We start from the raw sequence: 23176 nt of genomic DNA on the forward strand, positions 1-23176 counted from the left end.
ACGGCGTCGATGCCCGACGCCGTCTCGTCCGCGCGGGCGAGCATGGCGCCCGAGCAGGCCTCGGGTGAGGGGGCGTCGACGGTCGTGCGCGAGGTCGTCGGCCCGCCCGGGGTCCGGCCGCGAGGTGCGAGGCGAGGGGAGACGGTGACGTGATCGAGGACCGACGGCGGGGTGCGCGAGTGCTCGGGGTGGTGGGAGCGCGCGGCGGGCTGGGCGCCTCCTCGCTCGCGGCTGCGCTGGCGCACCGGCTCGCAGGCGCGCGCGGCGGGGCCCGGCGGACCGCCCTGGTCGACCTGGACCGATTCGGGAGCGGCGTCGACGTGCTGCTGGGCATCGAGGCCGAGCCCGGCCTGCGCTGGCCCGACCTGCGTGGTGCTCGGGGCGAGGTCTCGGGCGACGAGCTCACCGCGCTGCTTCCCCGCTGGTCGCGCGTGACGGTGCTGAGCGCGGACCGGTCGCGACCGGGTCCGCCCGACGCGGCCGTCGTCGACGACGTGCTCGATGCGATCGTCGACAGCCACGACGACGTCGTGCTGGACCTCGACCGGGCGGCAGTGCGTGCGGGAGGTGACAGGGCTCGTGACGGTGACGACCTCCGCGAGGGTGACGGGCTCCGCGGGCGCGACGCGCACGGCAGCCGGGGGGACGGGGTGCTCGGCAGGTGCTCGGCGCTCTTCGTGCTGGCGGGCCGCGACCTGCAGTCGGTGGCCGGGCTGCTCGCGATGCGCGGCGCGACCACGCGTGAGGCGGACGTCCGCCTCGTCGTGCGGGGGCCGGCTCCGGGTGGGCTCGGGGTGCTCGAGCTCGCGCACGTCGTGGACCTGCCCGTCGCCGCCTCGATGGACCCCCAGCGCGGGTTCGCGGCCGCACTCGAGCGTGGCGGCGGGCCGCCGCTCCGCCGAGGTCAGCCGCTCGCGCGCGTGGCCGAGCAGCTCGTCGCGGGGCTGACATGAGGACCGTCGCGGCGACACCCCTCGCCGAGGACGACCGCCTCGGCGGCCGCATCGTGGCCCGACCAGGGCGACGCGGCGATGCCGCGACGTCGTCCGAGGGCGGAGCCGTCGACCACCGGGTCGACGAGGCGCTGCTCGCGGAGGTCCGGTCGCGGCTCGCACGGTCGGGCGGTGCGCCCACAGCCGCGCAGGTGACCGCGCTCGTCAAGGAGTGCGGCGCGGTGCTCGGCAGCCGCGCCCTCGCGCAGCTCGTCGCAGCGGTGCGGGCCGAGCTCCTGGGGGCCGGCCCGCTGCAGGGACTGCTCGAGGACCCCGCGGTCACGGACGTCCTGGTCAACGGCCCGCAGGACGTGTGGGTCGAGCGCGCCGGTCGGCTCGAGCAGGTCGCGGTCGACCTGGGGACGCCGGACCAGGTGCGGGCGCTCGCCGTCCGCCTGGCAGCGGCTGGAGGTCAACGCCTCGACGACGCGAGCCCGCTGGTGGACGCGCGGCTGCCCGACGGCACGCGGCTGCACGCCGTGCTCCCGCCGGTCGGCGGCGCCTGCACGCTCCTGTCTCTGCGGGTGCTCCGCCCCCGTGCGTTCACGCTCGACGAGCTGGTCCGGCTCGGCGGGGTCGACGCAGGGTTCGAGCCGGCCCTCCGCGCGCTGGTGTCGGCGCGGGCGAACGTCGTCGTCTCCGGTGCGACCGGGACCGGCAAGACGACGCTGCTCTCGACGCTCCTGTCGTTGGTCCCGCCGACCGAGCGCATCGTGTGCATCGAGGAGTCCGGAGAGCTCGAGCCGGACCATCCGCACGTGGTCCGGCTGCTCGCTCGGCGAGCGAACGTGGAGGGAGTCGGGGCGGTCGGCCTGCCGGACCTCGTGCGGCAGGCGCTGCGGATGCGGCCCGACCGGATCGTGCTCGGCGAGTGCCGCGGCGCCGAGGTCCGCGAGGTGCTCACCGCGCTCAACACCGGGCACGAGGGCGGATGGGCCACCGTGCACGCCAACACGGCGTCCGACGTGCCCGCGCGCCTCGAGGCGCTCGCCGCGCTCGCGGGGATGGCCCGCGAGTCCGTCGCGGCGCAGGCGGCGAGCGCCCTGGACGCGGTCCTGCACCTGAGACGGGACCGCGGTCGGCGTCGGCTGGTCGAGGTGGGGGTGGTGCGGCGGACCGGCGACGGCGAGCTGGAGGTCGTGCCCGCCCTCCGCCTGCGGAGCGGCACGGACGGCGGTGTGGAGACCGGCCCGGGCTGGGACCGCCTCGTCGGCCGGGTCGGTCGGGACGAGCGCGGCCCCGCGGCATGAGCGGACCGGACCCGGCCGACGCGGGGACCGCGGCGGTCGCGCTGCTCGCGGTCCTCGTGACGCTGGGCGTGACCGCTGCCGTGGGGCCGTCCGGACGACCGGCCCGGGCTCTCGACGTCGACTCCGCAGGACGCTCGAGCCGCGCGAGGGGCTCGATGCTCGCGCGCGTCACCGGGCGGCTGCCCCGGCCGGGCTCCCGCTCGGGGCAGGCCGTCGAGCGGGCCGACCTGGCGACCGTCGTGACCGAGGTCGCGTCCCAGCTCCGGGCGGGTGCCGACCCGGCGCGGGCGTGGCAGGTCGCGCTCGGGCGCCCCCTCGGGGCCGGCGGGCGACCCGACGCCGCGGCGCTGGCCGGGCGCGGCGACGAGGCCCAGGTCGCCGCCGTGCTGGTGGCCGGAGAGCTGGCCCGGGAGCTCGGCGCGCCGCTCGCCGCGGTGCTCGACCGCGTGGCCCAGGCGCTCGCGGCCGGGGAGGAGGCGGAGGGGGAGCGTCGTGCCGCGCTCGCGGGTCCCCGCGCGACTGCCGGGGTGCTCACGATGCTCCCGGTGCTGGGTGTGGTCCTGGGCACGGCCGTCGGCGCCGATCCCGTCGCCGTCCTGCTCGACGGCGGGATCGGCACGCTCGGGCTCGCGATCGGCGCCGCGCTGCTGGCGGTCGGACGGTGGTGGATCGCCCGGCTCGTGATGATCGCCGCGCGCGCGGGTGACCGGACCCGCAGGCGCCGGACGCGGTGAGGCGGTGATGCGAGCGCTGCTGACAGCGGCTCTGGTGACGATCTGCGCGCTGGGTGCGACGGCGCCGTGGACGACGACCGGCACCTGGTCGCGGGCCGCCCGCGACGGGCGGACCCCGGGCCGCGCGCGCGCATCCGCCTCGGCCCGGAGTCTCCGCGGACGTGGTGCGCCCGGTGCGGCCGGTGCGGCCGCGGACGGGACGCACCCGCTCCTGCACGGACGGGACCTGGTGCACACGCTCGATGTCGTCGTCCTGCTGGACCTGCTCGACGCGGCGATGACCTCCGGCGCCGGCCTCCCCCGCGCGCTCGGTGCGGTGGGGCGCGCGACCGGAGGTGAGGAGGGGGAGGCGCTCGTCCGCGCGTCGTCCGCCCTCGTGATGGGTGCCGACTGGCGCGCCGCCTGGGCCGGCGTGCCATCGCGACTCGCGCCGCTCGTGGACGGTCTCGGTGCCACCTGGGTGTCAGGCGCGGCGCCGGGGCCGGCGCTGCGCGCGGCGGCGGACCGGTTGCGCCGCGAGCGCCGCGCCGCAGCACGGGAGGCCGCGGGGCGCCTCGGCGTGCACCTCGTGCTACCGCTCGGGCTGTGCTTCCTCCCGGCCTTCGTGCTCATCGGGCTGGTGCCGGTCCTCGTGTCGCTCAGTGGCGACCTCATCCGCTGACTCTGCTGTCCACGGCGTCGTCCTTCCCACCGGCTGCCCACTGGCAACCCACCCGGCTGCCACCGGTTGCCGGCGGACTGCCCATCTGGCCGTCCACAGGCGGTCGCTCGCCCCGCGCGTCCCCGAGCGCCGACCGCCGACCGACGACGAGTGGCTCGCTCCCGGCACCGTGGGGTGTCAGCCGTCATCGGAAGGAAGGAACATCATGAGGAACCACATCACTGCCATCGCCGGACGGGCCCGGGCCCGGGTCGAGCGAGCGCGTGACCGGATCGCGGGTGTGGCCGAGGAGCCCGGCCGGAGCGCCGAGACGGGGATGGCGACGGCCGAGTACGCCATCGCGACCGTCGCCGCGGCAGGCTTCGCCGGCCTGCTCGTCGTGATTCTGCGGAGCAGCGACGTGCGCGAGCTGCTGCTCGGGATCATCCGGGGAGCGCTGTCGGTGTGAGAGAGCGCGAGCGGGGCAGCGTCACCGCGGAGCTGGCGCTCGCGCTTCCCGCGGTGGCGCTCCTGCTCGCGGCCGTGCTCGTGCTGGGCTCGGCTGCCGTCACGCACCTGCGCTGCGCGGACGCGGCGCGGGCGGCAGCGCGGGCCGCGGCGCTGCGGGAGGACCCCGCCCAGGTGGTCGCGACGGCGAAGCGGCTCGCCGGCGCGGATGCGGCGGTCCAGATCGTCCGCGACGACGCCTGGGTCACCGTGACCGTCACGCGAGCCGTGAGCGGGCTCGAGTGGGCGGTGCCGCTCCGCGCGAGTGCGACCGCCACGGCATGGGTCGAGCCGTGAGGGCCCCGGACAGAACCGTGACGGCCCCGGACAGAGCCGTGACGGCCCCGGACAGAGCCGTGAAGGCCCGGGATCGAGCCGTGTCGGTGCGCGATCGCGCCCCGACGGTCGGTGGCGGGCACGAGCGCGGGTCGGGCACGGTGCTGGTGCTCGGGCTGGTGGCCGTCGTGCTGGTGCTGGTCGTGACCGTGAGCCTGCTCGCACGCACGCAGTCCACCCGTGGCGCCGTCCAGGCCGCGGCGGACCTCGGCGCGCTTGCCGGGGCGCGACGGGTCGCCTCCGCGGGCCCGGCGGCCGGGTGCGCCGTCGCGCAGGCCGTGGTGGCGGAGAACGGGGCGGTCCTGACGAGCTGCGAGCACGTCGGGGACGGCGTCGTGCGCGTCACCGCCAGCCGCGACAGCGCCCTGGGTCCTGCCCGCGCGAGCGCGCGCGCCGGTCCGAGATCGCCCGCCGACGAGCGATCTCCGGCCGGGTGACGATCTCGCGGTCAGTTCGAGGCGTGCGCGAGCACCGCGTCGAGCAGGCGCACGGCGGCGGCCTTCTCGAGCGGGTTGTTCCCGTTGCCGCACTTCGGCGACTGGACGCAGGCAGGGCAGCCGGTCGCGCACCGGCAGCTCGCGATGGCCTCGCGGGTCGCGCGCAGCCAGGTGGCGCCGAGACCGTACCCGCGCTCGGCGAACCCCGCACCGCCGGGGTAGCCGTCGTACACGAAGACCGTCGCCTGCTCGGTGTCGACGTGCAGCGCGGTCGACACCCCGCCGAGGTCCCAGCGGTCGCACGTCGCCAGCAGCGGCAGCAGGCCTATCGACGCGTGCTCGGCCGCGTGCAGGGCGCCGGGCGCCAGCTCGGCCGTCACGCCGGCCTCGGTGAGCACGGACGTGGGCGCCGTCCACCACACGGCCGCGGTCGTCAGGGTCCGCGCGGGCAGCTCGAGCAGCTCGGTGCCGAGCACCTGCATGTCGGGGATGCGCTTGCGCTGGAAGCTCATGACCTGCTGGGTCACGTCGACCGAGCCGAACCCCCAGGTCACCGGGCCCCACGACCGCCGGTCGCGCGTCGAGCGGATGTCGATCGACGTCGTCCAGCGCGCCCAGGTGCCGAAGTCCACGTCGCGTCGCGCGACCAGCGCCACGGCGTCGGGCAGGTCCAGCTCCTCCACGACGTAGGTCGCACCCTGGTGGACGTAGACCGCGCCGGGGTGCACGGTCGCGTCGGCCGAGGCGGCGTCGACCGTCCCCAGCAGGCGCCCCGTCTCGAGCTCGACGACCCGCACGGGGTCGCCGCCGGTCCCGCGCAGGTCGGTCAGGCGCGCCGCGCTGTCGTGGTGCGTCCAGTACCAGCCCGACGAGCGCCGCCGGAGGGCCCCCCGCTCGACGAGCACGTCGAGCAGCTCGGCGGTCCCGGGGCCGAACAGCGGGAGGTCCTCGCCGCGCAGCGGCAGCTCAGCGGCCGCGGCGCACAGGTGCGGCGCGAGCACGTACGGGTTCGTCGGGTCGAACACGGTGGCCTCGACGGGCGCGGCGAAGATCGCCTCGGGGTGGTGCACCAGGAACGTGTCGAGCGGGTCCTCGCGCGCGACGAGCGCGACGAGGCCCTCCGCGCCCGCGCGACCGGCCCGGCCCGCCTGCTGCCAGAGCGACACCCGCGTGCCGGGCCACCCGGCGATCAGCACGACGTCGAGCCCCGAGATGTCGACGCCGAGCTCGAGCGCGTTCGTCGTCGCGAGCGCCCGCAGGGTGCCGTCCCGGATCGCGGCCTCGAGCGCGCGACGCTCCTCGGGCAGGTAGCCGCCGCGGTACGCCGCGACCCGGCGTGCCAGCCCCCGGTCGACCGCCGCGAGGTGCTGCTGCGTCACGGTCGCGACCGTCTCGGCCGCGCGCCGCGACCGCGTGAACGCGAGGGTCCGCGCACCCGCGACCGTCAGGTCGGCCAGCAGGTCGGCGATCTCCGCGGTCGCCGAGCGGCGTGGCCGGTCGGGGTCCGCCTCGACCATCCCCGACCCCGTGCCGACCGTCGGCGCGGGCCCGGGCGTGTCGGTCGCCCACGGGTCGGCGTCGAGCGGGGCGGTCGACCACGGGGCCTCGGTGCCGGGCAGCTCGGGCGGCTGCCACAGCACCACCGTCTTGCGCCCCGCCGGTGAGGCGTCGTGCGCGACGGCGAGGACGTCGTCGGCGTCGACGCCCAGCAGACGGGCCGCGCTCAGCGCCGGGTCCGACGTCGTCGCGGACGCGAGCAGGAACGTCGGCCCGGTCGCCTCGCCGGTCGCGTGCCCGCCGCCGACGCCGCCACGACCCGCCCCGTAGTGCGCGGCCAGCCGGCGCAGGCGGCGCAGGACCAGCGCGACGTGCGCGCCGAACACCCCGCGGAAGGCATGGCACTCGTCGACGACGACGTAGCGCAGGCTCGCGAGCAGCCGCGCCCACCGGCGGTGGTTGGGCAGCAGGGAGTAGTGCAGGAAGTCGGGGTTGGTGAGCACGACGTCGGCATGCTCCTGCACCCAGCGGCGGTCCTCCGTCGGGGTGTCGCCGTCGCACGTCGCGACCCGGAGGTCGCGAGCGCTCCCGGCCGCCAGCAGGCGGTCCAGGCCCGCGAGCTGGTCGGCGGCGAGCGCCTTGGTCGGGCAGAGGTACAGCACCGACCCGCGGCGCTGAACCGACTCGATGCGGCCGGGGTCGAGCGTGCCGGCGCCGATCGCGGCGCGCACGGACGTCAGGGCGGGGAGCCAGAACGCGAGCGACTTCCCCGAGCCCGTCGACGTGGCCAGGACGGTGTGCCGACCGGACCACGCGGCGTCGGCGGCCTCCACCTGGTGCCGCCACGGACGCTCGACGCCCAGGGCGCGGTAGTCGGCGACGAGCGAGCTGTCGGCCCACGCGGGCCAGTCGACCTGCTCCCCCGTGCGCGCCGGGAGGTGCTCGACGTGCGTCAGCCGGTCCGCGCGCCGTCCCCCGGCCAGCAGGACGTCGAGCAGCGCATCCGTGTCACCCACCGCAGACCACCCCCGCAGTCTCCCATCGCCCACCGACGGTGCCTGGCCACTGCCCACCCGGCCGACGGCCGGGCTCAGCCGGTCGACGGCCGCGAGCCGCGCGAGGCTCCGGTGACTCCTTCTGGCCTGCGCTTTGGTTGAATGCACTGCACAACGCAGAAGGAGGTGGGTCGTGGACGTCTCGGTCACCAGCCGCGAGCACGGACCCCGGACGATCATCGAGGTCGCAGGGGAGATCGACGTCTACACGGCCCACGGGCTCCGCGAGAAGCTCGCCGAGCTGATCGACTCGCAGCACCGCGACCTGCTCGTCGACCTCCGGGGCGTCGGCTTCATGGACTCGACCGGGCTCGGCGTCCTCGTCGGGGCGCTCAAGCGGGTCCGCGGCTTCGGCGGCAACCTCCAGCTCGTGATCGCTCAGGAGAAGGTCCTCAAGGTCTTCCGGATCACCGCGCTCGACCAGGTGTTCGTCATCCACGAGTCGCTCGAGGACGCCCTCGCCTGAGCGTCTCGGATCGCGCCGGCGTGGTGCGACCCCGGCCTCGCGAGCTGTCAGACCGAGCGCGCGCACCGACGCGCGCGAGGCCTGACAGCTCCTCCCGTATCCCGCGCGCACACGGCCGTGTCAGACCGGACGCGTGCGCCCTCGCGCGCCGTGCCTGACAGTCGCTTCCCAGGGGCACGACCGGGACGCCACCCGGACATGTGTCCGGGTGGCGTGCGCGTCCGTCTGGCTAGACTTCGCCAGTCCGCGCGGCAACGGGGCCGAACGGGTTCAAGGGGGCGGCCCTCGAGGCCCTGCGTCGTCAAGGAGGACGGATGCTCCAGCTCGGTACTACGAGCCTCACCATCGTCGGGGTGGTCGCGGCGATCGCCGTCGCGTGCCTGCTCTTCGCGGTGGTGCTGCGGCGGCAGGTGCTCGCCGCGGCAGACGGCACCGCGCGGATGCGCGACATCGCGGCGGCGGTCCAGGAGGGCGCCGCCGCGTACCTCAACCGGCAGTTCCGCACGCTGATCCTGTTCGCGGTCGTCGTGTTCGCGCTGCTGTTCCTGCTGCCGGGCGACGCGGGCGTCAAGATCGGTCGCTCGATGTTCTTCCTGCTCGGCGCCGGCTTCTCCGCGGCGATCGGGTACCTGGGCATGTGGCTCGCGACGCGTGCCAACGTGCGGGTCGCCGCGGTGGCGTCGAAGCCGGGCGGCCGCACCGAGGGCGCCCAGATCGCGTTCCGCACCGGCGGGGTCGTCGGCATGTGCGTGGTCGGCTTCGGCCTCATCGGGGCGGCCGCGGTGGTGTTGATCTACCGCGGCGAGGCACCCGCGGTGCTCGAGGGCTTCGGCTTCGGCGCCGCGCTGCTCGCGATGTTCATGCGCGTCGGCGGCGGCATCTTCACCAAGGCCGCCGACGTCGGTGCCGACCTGGTCGGCAAGGTCGAGCAGGGCATCCCGGAGGACGACCCGCGCAACGCCGCGACCATCGCCGACAACGTGGGTGACAACGTCGGCGACTGCGCCGGCATGGCGGCCGACCTGTTCGAGTCGTACGCCGTGACGCTGGTCGCTGCGCTCATCCTCGGCAAGGCGGCGTTCGGTGAGCAGGGGCTCGTCTTCCCCCTCATCGTCCCGGCGATCGGGGCGCTCACCGCGGTGCTCGGGGTCCTGATCACGCGGGTGCGCGGCAACGAGAGCGGGCTGGCGGCGATCAACCGCGGCTTCTACATCTCGGCGATCGTCGCGGCGGTGCTGTCCGCGATCGCGGCGTTCACCTACCTGCCGGCCACGTTCGCGGAGCTCCCCGGCGTGGGCGAGGGCCTCGCGGACAACGGGGGTGACCCACGCCTGGTCGCGACCGGGGCCGTGATCATCGGCATCGTGCTCGCCGGCGTCATCCTGTGGCTCACCGGCTACTTCACGGGCACGACGTCGAAGCCCACGCTCCACGTGGCCCGCACCTCCCAGACGGGTGCGGCCACGGTCGTGCTCTCGGGCATCGGCGTCGGCTTCGAGTCGGCGGTCTACACCGCGGGCATCATCGCCGCGGCGATCTGCGCGGCCTTCCTGCTCTCGGGCGGCTCGGTGGTCCTGGCGCTCTTCCTCATCGCGCTCGCGGGCTGCGGCCTGCTCACCACCGTGGGCGTCATCGTCGCGATGGACACCTTCGGGCCGGTCAGCGACAACGCGCAGGGCATCGCGGAGATGTCGGGCGACGTCACCGCCGAGGGCGCCCAGGTCCTCACGGACCTCGATGCCGTGGGCAACACGACCAAGGCGATCACCAAGGGCATCGCCATCGCGACGGCGGTGCTCGCCGCGACCGCGCTGTTCGGGTCGTACGCCGACACGGTGTCCAACTCGCTCGCCGAGCTGGGCGAGACCGTGTCCGCAGCCAGCGGCTTCACCGCCGCCCTGCTGGCGTACGAGATCATCTCGCCGATCACGCTCGTGGGCGTGATCCTCGGTGGCGCGACGGTGTTCCTCTTCTCGGGCCTCCTGATCGACGCCGTGACGCGCGCCGCGGGCGCGATCGTCTTCGAGGTGCGCCGCCAGTTCCGCGACAACCCGGGCATCATGACGGGCGACGTCCGGCCCGAGTACGGCAAGGTCGTGGACATCTGCACGCGCGACTCGCTGCGGGAGCTCGCGACCCCGGGGCTCCTCGCGGCGTCCGCCCCGGTCGCCGTCGGGTTCGGGCTCGGCATCGGACCGCTCGCGGGTTTCCTCGCGGGCGCGATCGCGACCGGCGTCCTCATGGCCGTGTTCCTCGCGAACGCCGGAGGCTCGTGGGACAACGCGAAGAAGATCGTCGAGGACGGCAAGTACGGCGGGAAGAACTCCCCGGCGCACGAGGCCGTCGTCATCGGTGACACGGTCGGCGACCCGTTCAAGGACACCGCGGGCCCCGCGATCAACCCGCTGATCAAGGTCATGAACCTCGTCGCGCTGCTCATCGCCCCCGCGATCGTCATGGTCAGCGTCGGTGAGGACGCGAACCACGCGCTCCGGCTCGGGATCGCGGTCGCCGCGGCGGCGGTCGCGTTCGGCTCCGTGGTCATGTCCCGGTTTCGGGCCGCGCGGGTCGATGCGGACGCCCGCCTCGAGCAGGAGACGCAGCTCGTCTGAGGGCGGCCGATGACCGTGCCCGCACGCCGCGTCCCCTGGGCGTGGCGTGCGGGCACGTCCGCTCGCGGGTTGAGTGGTCCCGTGGGGCGGCTGCGGGTGATGACGTACAACATCAAGGGGCTCACGCTCGACGAGGACGCGCTCGTCCAGGTCGTCCGCTCGGTCGCCCCCGACGTGCTGGGCGTCCAGGAGCCGCCGCGGGCGCTCCGCGGCCGACGCCGCCTGCGCACCTTCGCGCGCCGGTGCGGGCTCCGCGTGGCGGTGGGGGGCGGTGGCGCGCGGACGACGGCGCTGCTCGTGTCCGAGCACGTCGCCGTCACGGGCGCGGGCGCGCGCCGGCTGCCCTGGCGGCTCGGTCAGGTGCGGCGCGGGTTCTGCGTCGCCCGGGTCGACGGCGTGCTCGTCGCCGTGCTGCACCTCGCGCTCGGGGCGCACGAACGGGGGCGCCATCTCGACCGCGTGCTGCGCGAGATCGACCGGGAGACCGGGCCGCGCGTCGTCGTCGGCGATCTCAACGAGCAGCCCGGCGGCGAGGTGTGGGGACGGCTGACGCGGCACCTGCGGGACGCCGTCGAGCCGGCTGCGCCGACCTTCAGCGCGCGGCGGCCGCGGCGCCGCATCGACGCCGTGCTGATCAGTCCCGACCTGCGGGTGGTCGAGGCGACGGTGCTGCGCGACGACCGGACGCGGCGTGCGAGCGACCACCTGCCGATCGTCGTGGACCTCGAGCGGGTGGACGCCGAGCCGCTCGAGGACCTCGAGTCGGGTGCGCAGGCCGAGCACGGGACCGCGTGACGCGCACGCGAGGATGACGCCATGAGCCCCGAGCGACTGCCCTCGCGCGACGTCCCCCGCCACGACCCGGCGCAGCTCGGCGCGCTGCGCGCCGACCTCACGGCTGCTGGCTTCACGGTCACCGCGGTCGAGGACCTCCTCGGGCCGGTCGCGTCGGCCGCGCTCCACCGCGAGCAGCCGCTGCCTGCCCTTCGCGCGACGGCCCCGCTCGTCCTGTCCGGGTCGTCCGCACTCCGTGGGGCCACGGCACCCACGAGTGCGGACGTCCCGGGAGGGGAGGATGCAGACGCGCGGACCGCGGCGCTCGTGCGGGTCTTCGTGCTCGGTCGCGGGGTGCCGCGCGTGGCACTCGCGGCGGCGCTGCCGACGTTGGGGGTCGACGGCGCTGCTCGGCTCGGTCTGGTCCAGGCGGCGGGCGCGGGCCGCGACGACGAGGTGCGGGCGCGCGTGGACCTGCGTCCGTACGAGGCGGAGGACGCCGCCGGCCCGGTGCGCTGGTGGCTCGTGTCCGACCTGGGCGAGGTCGCGACGGGCCGCGCGCTGCGGACCGACCACGTGCTCGGCGTCGGCGGGGCGTCGACGACCCTCGCGCAGGTGACGGTCCGGGACCGGCGTCGCAGAGTGCTCGACCTCGGCACGGGCTGCGGGATCCAGGCGCTGCACGCGGCGCGGCACGCCGAGGCGGTGGTCGGGACCGACGTCTCGGCGCGCGCCCTGGCGTTCGCGCGCGTCAACGCGGCGCTCGCGGGCGTCGGCCCGGAGCGGGTCGAGCTGCGGGCCGGCTCGATGCTCGCCCCGGTCGAGGGGGAGCAGTTCGACCTCGTCGTGTCGAACTCGCCGTTCGTCATCACGCCGCGGACGCCGGGCGTCCCGGCCTACGAGTACCGCGACGGCGGGCGGGCGGGGGACGCTGTGGTCCGGGAGCTGGTGACCGGCGTCGGCGCGGTGCTCGCGCCGGGCGGCGTGGCGCAGCTGCTGGGCAACTGGGAGGTCCGGCGCGGCGAGGAGTGGCACGAGCGGGTCGGCTCGTGGCTCGACGAGGCGGGGCTCGACGGCTGGGTGATCCAGCGCGAGCTGCTGGACCCGGCCGAGTACGCCGAGACCTGGATCCGTGACGGTGGGGTGACGCCTGACCGCGACCGCGCCGCGTGGGACGTTCAGTACGGCGCGTGGCTCGACGACTTCGCGACGCGCGACGTCGTCGCCGTCGGCTTCGGGATCCTCACGCTCCGCCGCCCGGCCACGGGCCGCCCCACGCTGCGTCGGCTGGAGGAGCACACCGGCACCGTCCACCAGCCGCTCGGCGGGCACCTGGCCGCGAGCCTCGCGGCGCACGACTGGCTGACCGTGCGCGACGACTCCGCCCTCGCCGCCGCGCACCTCGTCGTCGCCCCCGACGTGACCGAGGAGCGCTACCTGCGACCCGGCAGCGTGGACCCGGAGGTCGTGCTGCTGCGCCAGGGCGGCGGGCTCGGCCGTGCGGTGCAGGCGGGCACGGCGCTCGCCGGCCTCGTCGGGGCGTGCGACGGCGACCTCGCGGTCGGGCAGGTCGTCGGTGCGCTCGCGGCGCTCCTCGAGGTGCCGGCCGACGACGTCGCCGCGGACGTCCTGCCCTCCGTCCGCGGTCTCGTGCGCGACGGGCTGCTGATCCCGGCCGGCACGACCGGCTGAGCGGGTCGTCAGGCGCCCTGGTCCTCCAGCGCGTGCGTCACGCCGATGGCCAGCGTGCGGTGGATCGTCTTCGGGGTGTGGGCGGTCACGCGCACCTGCGACTGGTCGGCCAGCTGCCGGACCCGGTCGGCGTGCGAGCCCGTCTCCTGGCGGTGCCTGGGCTGACGGCGTCGCGCGCCGCCCGGGACCGCGCTGGGCACGCGCACCTGCAGGCCGCGCCACCCGCGGGTCCCGAGCACCCAGTGGCCGGTCGTGCGCCGCTCGTCGCCTCCGGGGCGCGACACGACGGTGAGGTCGAGACCGCCGACGACGCCGCCCTCCAGACCGCGCAGCACCTCGGGGAAGCGGGTCCACCCGGCCTGCGCCATGACCTCGTCGACCACCGCCGCATCGCCGGTCGCGAGCGCGCGCAGGAACGCGACGCCGTCGACCAGGTCCACGACGACGGGGTCGGGCGTGCGCCCCGGACGCCGCACGCGTGCCGGGTCGGCACCGGGCTCGGCGTCGTGGGCGACCGGGACCGCCGGCCAGAGCTCTTCGACGAGCGTCGCGAGGTTGCCGGCGTCGGCGATCGTCATCTCGACGGGCTCGAGGTCGATCGCGACCGGTGCGGTGAGTCCCGGTCCACCCACGGGGGCGACGGCGACGACGGACTCGCGCACGAGGCCGACCAGCATGGGTCCGCGCACGGCGTACCAGCCGTGCCGCACGGCGCTGCGGTCCCACGCGGTGACCTCGACGGTGACCCAGGGGTCGGCGGCGACGGACCACCAGGCGGCGCCGCGAGCCGTCAGGACGCCGCCGAGGTCCGCGTCACCGGCGGCGTCGTAGCGGACTGACGCGTTCGACACGAGTCCCGACCGGCGCAGGCGCGCGATCGCGTCGTACCGGCGTTCGACGCGGTCGGACGCCGCCAGGCCCGGGATCCAGTCGAGGTCGAGCGCGGGACCGAGGGGCAGCTCGGGCAGCCCGCGCCGCAGGGCGACGAACTCGTCAGCGGTGATCCGCAGGCGCTCGGGCGCCGGTGCCGAGGGGCGCCCGGTCGTCATGGTCACGAGGCTCCTGCTGGCGGGCGGTGGTCGGTCGGTCCGATGGTCGGTGGCACAGCCTAGGGCGCGAACCGGTCGAAGCCGGCGGGGTTCCCCCGTCGGGCGCAACGGCGCTGGGCCGTCCGTGTCCGGCCGGGGCGCCTTCCGGTCGCCTACCGTGGTGCCGTGAGCACCCAGGGATCCGTGACGGCCGACCGACCTGCCGCGCGGCTGCCCGGCGGCGGGCAGACGGCCCGCGGAGGGGTCGCGCTCGGCCTCGCGACCGCGCTGCTCGCGACGGTCGGTGTGTGGCTGACCTGGCGGGTATTCGTCGACACCGCCGCGGGTCAGCGGGTCGACCAGGCGGTGTTCGAGGGCGCCCGGTACGGCCAGAACGCCCTGTGGCGCGTGGCCGAGCCGGTGCTCGAGGTCGTGTCGGTCCCGTTCATCGCGCTGGTGCTGGTCGCGGCGGTCCTGATCGCGGTCGTGCGCCGGCGGTGGGGCCTGGCGGCGCAGGTGGTCCTGCTCATGGGTGGGGCGAACCTCACGACCCAGGTGCTCAAGAAGTTCGTGCTCGACCGTCCGGACCTCGGCGTCACGAGCGTCTACCCCAACGCGCTCCCGAGCGGCCACACGACGGCGGCCGCGTCGGTGGCCGCCGCCTTCCTGTTCGTCGTGCCGCCACGTGCCCGACCGTGGGCCGCGGTGCTCGGCGCGGCCTACACGGCGGCGACGGGCGTCTCGACCCTGGTCGGCAACTGGCACCGGCCGAGCGACGCGGTCGCGGCGATCCTCGTGGTGCTCGCGTGGAGCGGGGTCGCGTGCGCGCTCGCGGCGACGTCGCGCCGACGGCCGGTCGCAGCGTCCGTGCGCGGGGCGACCCCCGGCTCGCGCACCGGTCCACGCCCGACGACGTCCGGCGTCGTCGGCGGTCTCCTTGCCCTCGTGGCGCTCGGCGCCGCGGTGCCCGCCGGGGTCGCGCTCCAGGCGCTGTGGACCAGCGAGGGCCCGCTCAGCACGCAGCGTGAGCTGCTCGTCGCGTACGCCGGGGGCGCCCTCGGCGTCGTCGCGACGAGCTGCCTCGCGTTCGCGGTGATGCTCACCGTCCGTCAGGCTGCGGGCAGGAGCGGGTGACGCGAGGTCGTAGAGTGCGCCGTCGGCGATGCTGATCCGGATGTCGCAGCGCGCCAAGACCCCAGAAGTCCCCAGGAAGCAGGTCCGCATGTCCCGCAAGCTCGTCATCGTGGAGTCGCCCGCCAAGGCGCGCACGATCGCCGGCTACCTCGGCTCCGACTACGACGTCGAGGCGAGCGTGGGCCACATCCGCGACCTCCCGCAGCCCTCGGAGCTGCCGGCAGACATGAAGAAGGGGCCCTTCGGCAAGTTCGCGGTCGACGTGACGAACGGGTTCGAGCCCTACTACGTCGTCGACTCCGACAAGAAGAAGAAGGTCGCCGAGCTCAAGCGGCTGCTCAAGGACTCCGACGAGCTCTACCTCGCGACCGACGAGGACCGCGAGGGCGAGGCCATCGCGTGGCACCTGCTCCAGGAGCTCAAGCCCAAGGTGCCGGTCAAGCGGATGGTGTTCCACGAGATCACACGCGAGGCGATCACCCGGGCGCTCGAGAACACGCGCGACCTCGACGACCGGCTCGTCGACGCGCAGGAGACGCGCCGCATCCTCGACCGCCTGTACGGCTACGAGGTCTCGCCGGTGCTCTGGCGCAAGGTCCGGCAGGGCCTGTCGGCCGGGCGGGTGCAGTCCGTCGCGACCCGCATGGTGGTCGAGCGCGAGCGCGAGCGGATGGCGTTCCGCGCGGCCGACTACTGGGACGTCAAGGCGCTGCTCGCCACCGCCGACACCGACGAGCCGTCGTTCGACGCGCGCCTGGCGACCGTCGACGGCGCCCGCGTGGCCAGCGGGCGGGACTTCGACGACCGCGGGCAGCTCACGACGCGCGACGCCGTCCACCTCGACGAGGAGGGCGCGCGCGGCCTGGTCGCGGCTCTCGACCAGGCCGACTTCGAGGTCCGCAGCCTCGAGACCAAGCCGTACACCCGCAAGCCGGCGGCGCCGTTCACGACGTCGACGCTCCAGCAGGAGGCGTCGCGCAAGCTGCGGCTCGGGTCGCGCCAGACGATGCGGACCGCGCAGTCGCTGTACGAGAACGGCTACATCACCTACATGCGGACCGACTCCCCGGCGCTGAGCTCGCAGGCGATCGACGCCGCCCGTCGGCAGGCGGCCGAGCTGTACGGCCCCGAGTTCGTGCCCGACTCGGCGCGCGTCTACGCGTCCAAGAACAAGGGTGCCCAGGAGGCGCACGAGGCGATCCGGCCGGCGGGGGACTCGTTCCGCACCCCGGCGCAGGTCGCGCGCGAGCTGTCGGGCGACCAGTTCCGGCTCTACGAGCTGATCTGGAAGCGCACGGTCGCGTCGCAGATGGCCGACGCGCGGGGGTCGACGGCGTCGGTCCGTATCGGCGCACGGGCGAGCGACGGGCGCGACGCCGTGTTCGCCGCGTCCGGCACCGTCATCACCTTCCGGGGCTTCATGGCCGCGTACGAGGAGGGCCGCGACACCGACCGGTACGCCGACGACACGGCGGACGCGGCCGCCCCGGGTACCTCGGCCTCGGGCAAGGGGCAGCGCGCGGAGACGCGGCTGCCGCAGATGGCCGAGGGCGACGCGATCACCGCCCGCGAGCTCCTGGCCGACGGCCACCAGACCTCGCCGCCGCCGCGCTACACGGAGGCCAGCCTGATCAAGGCCCTCGAGGAGCGCGGCATCGGTCGCCCGTCGACGTACGCCGCGACGATCTCCGTGATCCAGGACCGCGGGTACGTCAACAGCCGCGGGCAGGCGCTCGTGCCGAGCTGGCTCGCGTTCGCCGTGACGCGGCTGCTCGAGGAGAACTTCGAGTGGCTCGTGGACTACGACTTCACGGCCGAGATGGAGGAGGACCTCGACGCGATCGCGGCGGGGGACAAGAACCGGGTCGAGTGGCTGAGCCGGTTCTACTTCGGGGCCGACGACGTGGCCGCGGGGGCCGGCGCGGTCGAGGGGCTGAGCCGCGCGGTCGAGAACCTCGGCGAGATCGACGCCCGCGAGATCAACTCGATCCCGATCGGGGAGGGCATCACGCTCCGCGTCGGGCGGTACGGGCCCTACCTCGAGGACACCGCCGCCCCTCCGACCGAGGGCGGCGACCCCAAGCGCGCCTCGGTCCCGGACGAGCTGGCGCCCGACGAGCTCACCGTCGCCAAGGCGCGGGAGCTGCTCGAGACCCAGGCCGAGGGCGACCTCGTGCTCGGCGAGGACCCGTCGTCGGGCACCACGATCGTCGCCAAGAACGGCCGGTACGGGCCGTACGTCACCGAGCTGCTGCCCGAGCCCGAGCTCGACCCGGGCCTCTCGGCCGCCGCGAAGAAGAAGGCGCTGGCCGCGGCGCCCAAGCCGCGCACGGCCTCGCTGCTGAAGTCGATGCAGCTCCAGACCGTCACGCTCGACGACGCGCTCAAGCTCCTCTCGCTGCCGCGCGTCGTGGGGGTCGACCCCGAGTCGGGCGACACGATCACGGCCCAGAACGGGCGCTACGGGCCGTACCTGAAGAAGGGCACCGACTCGCGCACCCTCCCGACGGAGGAGGCGATGTTCGACGTCACGCTCGAGGAGGCGCTCGCGATCTACGCCCAGCCCAAGCGCGGGCGCGGGGCGACGGCCGCCGCGCCGCTGCGCGAGCTCGGCGTCGACCCGGTGTCGCAGAAGCCGGTCGTGGTCAAGGAGGGCCGCTTCGGCGCCTACGTGACCGACGGCGAGTCGAACGCGACGCTCCGCAAGGAGGACGCGGTCGAGACCATCACGCTCGAGCGCGCGTCCGAGCTGCTGGCCGAGAAGCGCGCGCGGGGGCCGGTCAAGAAGAAGGCCGCGCCCAAGCGCGCGCCCGCCAGGAAGCCCGCGGCGAAGAAGGCGACGACCGCGAAGAAGTAGGTCGGCCAGGCCCGGCGGCATGACGACCCCGCCCGGCCCGGCGAGTGGTCACCTCCGTGAGTTCATCGGGGATTCAGGTCCAGGCGGTCGGCTCGTTCTCGGCCAGCTCGACCGAGGCGTTCATCGCGATCAACTGCCTCGACTCGGCCTGGTCGCCCGATCTCGCCGACATGCGGGCGGAGGCGGCCGAGATCGAAGCGGCCGTGCCCGGGGTCGGCGCCTGCTTCGGCTACGGCGGGGTGACGTGCGCCGAGTGGTCGCACCCGCCGACGGGCGAGCCCGGTCCGACGAAAGGTCGAGGCGCGCCGCCAATCCGGGTGACTTTACGACGGCCGACTGCGGCAGCGTCCACGACACGGCGCTGATCGCGATCAACACGCTCTTCATGGTTCCCGACCAGGACGGCCAGATCCAGGTGTTCGAAAATGCTCGACGCCATCTGAAGGACGAGGGCAAGCTGATCATCGAGGCGTACGAGCCCTCGCGGTTCCACATGATCCCGTCCGGCCATGAGGTGATGGTGCAGCATCTCGACAAGGAGTCGATCCTGCTCATGACGGTGCAGGTGGACAAGGTCGCCCAGATCGCAGCGATCGGCCAGATCTACATGCGCGCCGGTGAGATGCGCAAGACGCCGGAGATCAGCCGTTGCTCCTGGCCCGCGGAGCTCGACTTGATGGCGCGGATCGCCGGCATGCGTCTGACGGAGCGCTACGAGGACTGGTTCGGGAGTCCGTTCCACGCCCGCTCCGGACGGCACATCTCGGTCTACGAGCCCGTGCTCGACTGACGGTCGCGGACCGAAAACGGCCCCTCAGGTCCGGGACTGACGGTGCCCCTCAGTTGGGGACCGACGCCGCTCCCCGTTCGCTCGAGCGGGAACGCGGCGGTGTGGGCGTGGCCGCACGGATGCGACGCCGGCCCCGCCGCGCCGAGCCGCCCGGCTCCCTGGACGATGGCGCGAGGAACTCCGCTGAGAGCCGGGTGGTTCCCGGCGGAGTTCCTGTGATGCACCGGGGCGTCGTCGTCATGCGCACGCGCTCCCGGGCGCAGAGCTGCACCTCGCACCGCGGCGTACCGCTGCTCCTGGCGCCAGGTGGGTGGCCACTCGTAGCCTCGGTGCCGTGCTGATCGCCGAGGACCTCCTGCTGCTGTTGATCGACGAGCGAACGGGGACGACGCTGCTGACCGGCTCCCGGCTCGACCATGCACTTGCGGGGGCGGTGCTCGCGGAGCTCACGCTGCTCGGACGGGTGGAGGTCGTGGCCAGCGGCGCGCGGCACACGACGTCGGAGGTGGTCGTGCGCGACGCCGGGCCCGTCGGGGACGATGTCCTGGACGAGGTGCTCCAGTGCCTCTCTCGCGGGCCGGGCACCGGTCGGCTGAACGAGGTGCTCCGCCGGTGCGGGGCGGGGCTCGCCGTCAGCCTGCAGGACCGGCTGGCAGAGCGTGGCCTGCTGCGCCGCGAGGAGCGCCGCGTGCTGTGGGTCATCACGACGCAGCGCTGGTTCGTCGCGGCCCCAGGTCGACGCGCGGAGTTGCTCGACACGGTCGAGGAGGTGGTCCTCCGTGACAGCCTCGCCGCGCCGCGGGAAGCTGCCCTCGTCCGCGTGCTGGGCTCGACCGGGCAGACGCACCTCGTGCTCCGCGACGCCGGTGTGCCGGCCGACGAGCTCCAGCGGCGAGCACGCGCGGCCGACGACGGCGCGGGGCTGATCCCGTTCGCAGACTCCGTCGACGCCATCTGCGACGGCACCTCGTCGGGCGCGGGCGGCGACGGCGGGGGCGGCGAGGACGGCGGTGGTGGCGGCGGGGACTGACGCTCGAGCGGGTGGCGATGTGCCGCACGCCCGACGACGTCGAGCACCTGACGGTCGGTCGAGACCACCCCCTGTCGCGGGCCCCGCCGCCAGTTCGCTGGTCCGGTGCCGAGTTCGCCGATCCGGACCAGCGAATTCAGTGCCGCACCAGCGAAGTCGCGGCACCGCCCGGTCAGGGTGCTCGGGAGCGCCGAGCGCCTGCGGCTGGTGCCCCGCTGCCGCAGTTGGTCGAGGGTGGCGCGGCCACGGCGCGCCGCCATCGGACCCGGCTAGGTTGTCGGCCATGGGACACGTCGAGGACCCGCGCACCGCCCCGCCGATCCGCTGGGGGATCCTCGGGGCGGGCGGCATCGCCGGGGCGTTCGCCGACGCGGTGACGGCCCACACCCGGTCGCCGGTCGTCGCCGTCGGGTCACGCGACCGCGACCGCTGCGAGCACTTCGCGACCGCGCACGGCATCCCGACGACGCACGTCGGCTACCGCGACCTGGTCGAGGATCCCCAGGTCGAGGCGGTCTACGTCGCGACCCCGCACTCGCACCACCGGGACCACGCGCTGCTCGCCATCGCGGCCGGCAAGCACGTGCTGGTCGAGAAGGCGTTCACGCGCAACGCGGGCGAGGCCGAGGAGGTGTTCGCGGCCGCGCGCGAGGCCGGCGTCTTCGTCATGGAGGCGATGTGGACGCGCTTCCTGCCGCACGTCGCCGCGCTCCACCAGGTGATCGACGCCGGCGAGATCGGCGAGGTCGTGAGCCTGGCGGCCGACCACGGGCAGGCGTTCCGGTACGACCCCCGCAGCAGGCTCTTCGACCCGGCCCTGGCCGGTGGGGCGCTGCTCGACCTGGGCGTCTACCCGGTGTCGTTCGCGCACGACCTGCTGGGCGTGCCGGACGCGGTGACGGCCGTCGGCGCGCTGACCGACACGGGCGTCGACGGGCAGGTCACCGCGGTCCTCTCGTACGGCGCTCGCGTGCAGGCGACGCTGACCACGACGCTCTGGGCCAGGACTCCCACGACGGCGTGGGTCGCGGGCACCGAGGGGCACGTCGAACTGGCGGGGAGCTTCTACGCGCCGACGTCCTTCACGGTGACCCGCCACGACGGCACCCGGTGGACCTTCGACCGGCCGGTGCCGCGCGGGCTGCAGTTCGAGGCCGCCGAGGTCGCCCGCCGGGTGGCCGCGGGCGAGACCGAGAGCCCGCGGATGTCTTGGCAGGGGACGCTGGACGTGATGGGCACGCTGGACACGGTCCGGGCCCAGGTCGGGGTCCGGTACCCCGGCGAGTGACGCGGTGGTGAGGCGGCGGCCGCGAGGCCGGGTCGGTGGCGCGGACCTGACAGCCGCGCGTGGGGCTGCGGGGACGGGAGTGACGCGCGAGACGTCTCGCGCGCCCCAGGGGTCACGTCCGTCACGCCTGCGGCTGTGAGGTCCAGGAACGTCGTGCTCGTGCTCGTGCTCGTGCGGCCGGGGCGGGTGCACGGGTCCGCCAGAGGCGTCGGGGGGCCGGTTACCCTGACGACCGTGATCCTGCAGACCCGTCCCGGCTTCTTCCTGTCGTTCGAGGGCGGCGAGGGCGTGGGCAAGTCGACGCAGGCCCGGCTGCTCGGCGAGTGGCTGCGCGCCGAGCTCGGCCGCGAGGTGGTGCTGACCCGGGAGCCCGGCGGGACCACGCTCGGCATGGAGCTGCGGAACGCCGTCCTCCACGGCGAGGACCTCGACGCGCGCACGGAGGCGCTGCTCTACGCCGCCGACCGGGCGCACCACGTGCATGCGCTCGTCCGCCCGTCGCTCGCGCGGGGCGCCGTCGTCATCACGGACCGCTACCTCGACTCGTCTGTCGCGTACCAGGGCGACGGACGCGACCTGGGCGCGGCCGAGGTCGAGCAGCTCTCGCTCTGGGCCACCGAGGGGCTGCTGCCCGACCTGACGGTGCTGCTCGACCTGGACCCGCTGGTCGGGCTGACCCGCCTGACCGGCGACCCCGACCGGCTCGAGCGCGCGGGTGACGCGTTCCACGCGCGGACGCGGCAGGCGTTCCTCGACCGGGCGGCGGCCGACCCCGGGCGGTGGCGCGTGCTCGACGCGGCGCGGGGGATCGACGAGATCCAGGCGGAGGTCCGGGCCGCGGTCGGCTCGGCGCTCGGTGCCCGGCTCGGAGCGGGCGCGTGAGCGTCTGGGCGGACCTCGTCGGCCAGGAGGCCGCCGTCGAGGTCCTGCGTGGCGCGGTGCGGGACCCGTCGGCCATGACGCACGCCTGGCTGATCACGGGACCACCGGGATCGGGACGCTCGAACGCCGCGCGCGCCTTCGCCGCCGCGCTCCAGTGTCTCGAGGGCGGCTGCGGGCACTGCCTCGCCTGCACGACGGCGCTCGCGGGCACCCACGCGGACGTCACGGTGGTCGCGACGGAGGCCGCGATCATGACCGTCGGGCAGACACGTCCCCTCGTGCAGCTCGCGCAGCGCGCACCCTCCGAGGGTCGGTGGCGCGTGATCATCGTCGAGGACGCGGACCGCATGAACGACCATTCGGGCAACGCGCTGCTCAAGGCGATCGAGGAGCCGCCGCCCCGCACGGTGTGGCTGCTGTGCGCGCCGAGCCCGCAGGACGTGCTCGTGACGATCCGGTCGCGGTCGCGCTCGGTCGCGCTGCGGGTGCCGCCCGCGGACGCGGTCGCGGCGCTGCTCGTGGAGCGGGACGGCGTCGACCCGCGGCTCGCGGGCATCGCCGCGCGGGCCGCGCAGAGCCACATCGGCATCGCCCGCCGGCTCGCGCGCGACCCGCACGCGCGTGACCGGCGTGCCAAGGTGCTCGGCATCCCGGCCTCGATCCGGGGCGTCGGCGACGCCGTGCTCGCGGCCGGGCGGCTCGTGGAGGTCTCGCAGGCCGAGGCCAAGGCCGCGACGGAGGACCGGGACGCCCGGGAGAAGACGGCGCTGCTGCGGGCGATGGGAGCCGAGGGCGCGGCGACGCTCCCGCCGGCGCTGCGCTCGCAGGTCAAGGCGCTCGAGGACGAGCAGAAGAAGCGCGCCACGCGCGCGCAGCGGGACGTGCTGGACCGCTCGATGGTCGACCTGCTGTCGCTGTACCGCGACGTGCTGGTCGTCCAGCTGGGTGCCGCTGTCGAGCTCGTCAACGTCGAGCTCGAGGAGACCGTCCGCGGGCTGGCGGAGTCCAGCACGCCCGAGCAGACGCTGCGGCGGATGGACGCGATCGGCGAGGCCCGCACGCGGCTCGCTGGGAACGTCGCGCCCGTGCTGGCCGTCGAGGCCATGACGATCGCGCTGCGGCCCCAGGGCTGACCGCAGCCCACCACGCCCACCAGCACGTGGATGGTGCGGGCC

General features: G+C 75.2%; 21 protein-coding genes. 19 read left to right on the top strand and 2 right to left on the bottom strand.

Translation table 11 applies throughout. The features are described 5' to 3' along the window. The first annotated feature begins 9 nt into the window (after window positions 1-9). From HIR71_RS06005 to HIR71_RS06040, 8 genes are all read left to right on the top strand, one after another. On the top strand, window positions 10-153 hold the full coding sequence (locus HIR71_RS06005) for a hypothetical protein (protein ID WP_169324142.1): 144 nt from the start codon (window positions 10-12) through the stop codon (window positions 151-153). Then, a complete protein-coding gene (gene ssd, locus HIR71_RS06010; RefSeq protein ID WP_169324143.1) occupies window positions 150-953 on the top strand; it encodes a septum site-determining protein Ssd in 804 nt (267 codons plus the stop codon). The genes HIR71_RS06005 and ssd overlap by 4 nt, the downstream gene beginning before the upstream one ends. Next, a complete protein-coding gene (locus HIR71_RS06015; RefSeq protein ID WP_169324144.1) occupies window positions 950-2242 on the top strand; it encodes a TadA family conjugal transfer-associated ATPase in 1293 nt (430 codons plus the stop codon). The genes ssd and HIR71_RS06015 overlap by 4 nt, the downstream gene beginning before the upstream one ends. Beyond that, window positions 2239-2976 (top strand): type II secretion system F family protein, encoded by a 738-nt coding sequence (locus tag HIR71_RS06020; protein WP_169324145.1) that lies wholly within the window; start codon window positions 2239-2241, stop codon window positions 2974-2976. The genes HIR71_RS06015 and HIR71_RS06020 overlap by 4 nt, the downstream gene beginning before the upstream one ends. A 7-nt stretch (window positions 2977-2983) precedes the next feature. Further along, the gene (locus HIR71_RS06025; RefSeq protein WP_169324146.1) at window positions 2984-3637 is read left to right on the top strand and encodes a type II secretion system F family protein; all 654 of its coding nucleotides are present in this window, start codon (window positions 2984-2986) and stop codon (window positions 3635-3637) included. Window positions 3638-3842: 205 nt separating this feature from the next. After that, a complete protein-coding gene (locus HIR71_RS06030) occupies window positions 3843-4085 on the top strand; it encodes a DUF4244 domain-containing protein (RefSeq protein WP_169324147.1) in 243 nt (80 codons plus the stop codon). Next, complete coding sequence (locus HIR71_RS06035; protein ID WP_169324148.1) at window positions 4082-4420, top strand: TadE family type IV pilus minor pilin; 339 nt, start codon at window positions 4082-4084, stop codon at window positions 4418-4420. Before HIR71_RS06030 ends, HIR71_RS06035 begins: the two co-directional genes overlap by 4 nt. Window positions 4421-4500: 80 nt before the next feature. Beyond that, on the top strand, window positions 4501-4896 hold the full coding sequence (locus tag HIR71_RS06040; RefSeq protein WP_311836123.1) for an Rv3654c family TadE-like protein: 396 nt from the start codon (window positions 4501-4503) through the stop codon (window positions 4894-4896). An 11-nt stretch (window positions 4897-4907) separates the two neighbouring features. Here the strand turns inward: HIR71_RS06040 and HIR71_RS06045 are convergent, their stop codons facing one another. Then, window positions 4908-7409, bottom strand: coding sequence for a DEAD/DEAH box helicase (locus HIR71_RS06045; protein ID WP_311836124.1), 2502 nt, complete (start codon window positions 7407-7409; stop codon window positions 4908-4910). Window positions 7410-7581: 172 nt separating this feature from the next. On the opposite strand from HIR71_RS06045, the gene HIR71_RS06050 reads away from it, so the two are divergent. The 4 genes from HIR71_RS06050 (at window position 7582) to HIR71_RS06065 (ending at window position 12992) form a co-directional block, all read left to right on the top strand. After that, on the top strand, window positions 7582-7914 hold the full coding sequence (locus HIR71_RS06050) for an STAS domain-containing protein (RefSeq protein WP_169324151.1): 333 nt from the start codon (window positions 7582-7584) through the stop codon (window positions 7912-7914). Window positions 7915-8228: 314 nt separating this feature from the next. Continuing rightward, the gene (locus tag HIR71_RS06055; protein WP_169324152.1) at window positions 8229-10526 is read left to right on the top strand and encodes a sodium-translocating pyrophosphatase; all 2298 of its coding nucleotides are present in this window, start codon (window positions 8229-8231) and stop codon (window positions 10524-10526) included. A 69-nt stretch (window positions 10527-10595) separates the two neighbouring features. Continuing rightward, window positions 10596-11321, top strand: a complete 726-nt coding sequence (locus HIR71_RS06060) for an endonuclease/exonuclease/phosphatase family protein (protein WP_169324153.1) — start codon at window positions 10596-10598, stop codon at window positions 11319-11321. Window positions 11322-11342: 21 nt separating this feature from the next. Further along, window positions 11343-12992 carry a DUF7059 domain-containing protein gene (locus tag HIR71_RS06065; protein WP_169324154.1) on the top strand — a complete coding sequence of 550 codons (1650 nt, stop codon included), beginning with the start codon at window positions 11343-11345 and terminating at the stop codon, window positions 12990-12992. A gap of 8 nt (window positions 12993-13000) precedes the next feature. Here HIR71_RS06065 and HIR71_RS06070 read toward each other — a convergent pair whose 3' ends face one another. Beyond that, complete coding sequence (locus HIR71_RS06070) at window positions 13001-14041, bottom strand: hypothetical protein (RefSeq protein ID WP_169324155.1); 1041 nt, start codon at window positions 14039-14041, stop codon at window positions 13001-13003. A 165-nt stretch (window positions 14042-14206) separates the two neighbouring features. Here HIR71_RS06070 and HIR71_RS06075 point away from each other — a divergent pair, with 165 nt between their 5' ends. The 7 genes from HIR71_RS06075 to HIR71_RS06105 all read left to right on the top strand — a co-directional run bounded on the left by HIR71_RS06075 (window position 14207) and on the right by HIR71_RS06105 (window position 23134). Then, complete coding sequence (locus HIR71_RS06075; protein WP_311836125.1) at window positions 14207-15154, top strand: phosphatase PAP2 family protein; 948 nt, start codon at window positions 14207-14209, stop codon at window positions 15152-15154. Between the two features lie 88 nt (window positions 15155-15242). Continuing rightward, window positions 15243-18011: a type I DNA topoisomerase gene (gene topA / locus HIR71_RS06080; protein WP_169324198.1), complete on the top strand. Its 2769-nt coding sequence runs from the start codon at window positions 15243-15245 to the stop codon at window positions 18009-18011. Window positions 18012-18264: 253 nt separating this feature from the next. Continuing rightward, window positions 18265-18801 carry a hypothetical protein gene (locus tag HIR71_RS06085; protein ID WP_169324156.1) on the top strand — a complete coding sequence of 179 codons (537 nt, stop codon included), beginning with the start codon at window positions 18265-18267 and terminating at the stop codon, window positions 18799-18801. Between the two features lie 334 nt (window positions 18802-19135). Further along, entirely contained in the window at window positions 19136-19831 is a 696-nt protein-coding gene (locus HIR71_RS06090; RefSeq protein ID WP_169324157.1) for a GOLPH3/VPS74 family protein, read from the top strand. A gap of 283 nt (window positions 19832-20114) precedes the next feature. Next, window positions 20115-21119 (top strand): Gfo/Idh/MocA family protein, encoded by a 1005-nt coding sequence (locus tag HIR71_RS06095; RefSeq protein ID WP_169324158.1) that lies wholly within the window; start codon window positions 20115-20117, stop codon window positions 21117-21119. Between the two features lie 234 nt (window positions 21120-21353). Beyond that, entirely contained in the window at window positions 21354-22001 is a 648-nt protein-coding gene (tmk, locus tag HIR71_RS06100; RefSeq protein ID WP_311836126.1) for a dTMP kinase, read from the top strand. Further along, window positions 21998-23134 carry a DNA polymerase III subunit delta' gene (locus HIR71_RS06105; protein WP_169324160.1) on the top strand — a complete coding sequence of 379 codons (1137 nt, stop codon included), beginning with the start codon at window positions 21998-22000 and terminating at the stop codon, window positions 23132-23134. The genes tmk and HIR71_RS06105 overlap by 4 nt, the downstream gene beginning before the upstream one ends. Window positions 23135-23176: the final 42 nt, after the last annotated feature.

It is taken from the genome of Cellulomonas fimi (assembly GCF_012952065.1).
Classification (GTDB): Bacteria; Actinomycetota; Actinomycetes; order Actinomycetales; family Cellulomonadaceae; genus Pengzhenrongella; species Pengzhenrongella fimi_A.

What these genes read in the sequence shown, in the direction of transcription:
- HIR71_RS06025 (WP_169324146.1), top strand. Translation starts at nt 2,984, where the DNA reads ATGCGAGCGCTGCTGACAGCGGCTCTGGTGACGATCTGCGCGCTGGGT.
- HIR71_RS06020 (WP_169324145.1), top strand. Translation starts at nt 2,239, where the DNA reads ATGAGCGGACCGGACCCGGCCGACGCGGGGACCGCGGCGGTCGCGCTG.
- HIR71_RS06070 (WP_169324155.1), bottom strand. Translation starts at nt 14,041, where the DNA reads ATGACGACCGGGCGCCCCTCGGCACCGGCGCCCGAGCGCCTGCGGATC.
- HIR71_RS06005 (WP_169324142.1), top strand. Translation starts at nt 10, where the DNA reads ATGCCCGACGCCGTCTCGTCCGCGCGGGCGAGCATGGCGCCCGAGCAG.
- HIR71_RS06030 (WP_169324147.1), top strand. Translation starts at nt 3,843, where the DNA reads ATGAGGAACCACATCACTGCCATCGCCGGACGGGCCCGGGCCCGGGTC.
- HIR71_RS06055 (WP_169324152.1), top strand. Translation starts at nt 8,229, where the DNA reads ATGCTCCAGCTCGGTACTACGAGCCTCACCATCGTCGGGGTGGTCGCG.
- HIR71_RS06015 (WP_169324144.1), top strand. Translation starts at nt 950, where the DNA reads ATGAGGACCGTCGCGGCGACACCCCTCGCCGAGGACGACCGCCTCGGC.
- topA (WP_169324198.1), top strand. Translation starts at nt 15,243, where the DNA reads ATGTCCCGCAAGCTCGTCATCGTGGAGTCGCCCGCCAAGGCGCGCACG.
- HIR71_RS06095 (WP_169324158.1), top strand. Translation starts at nt 20,115, where the DNA reads ATGGGACACGTCGAGGACCCGCGCACCGCCCCGCCGATCCGCTGGGGG.
- HIR71_RS06065 (WP_169324154.1), top strand. Translation starts at nt 11,343, where the DNA reads ATGAGCCCCGAGCGACTGCCCTCGCGCGACGTCCCCCGCCACGACCCG.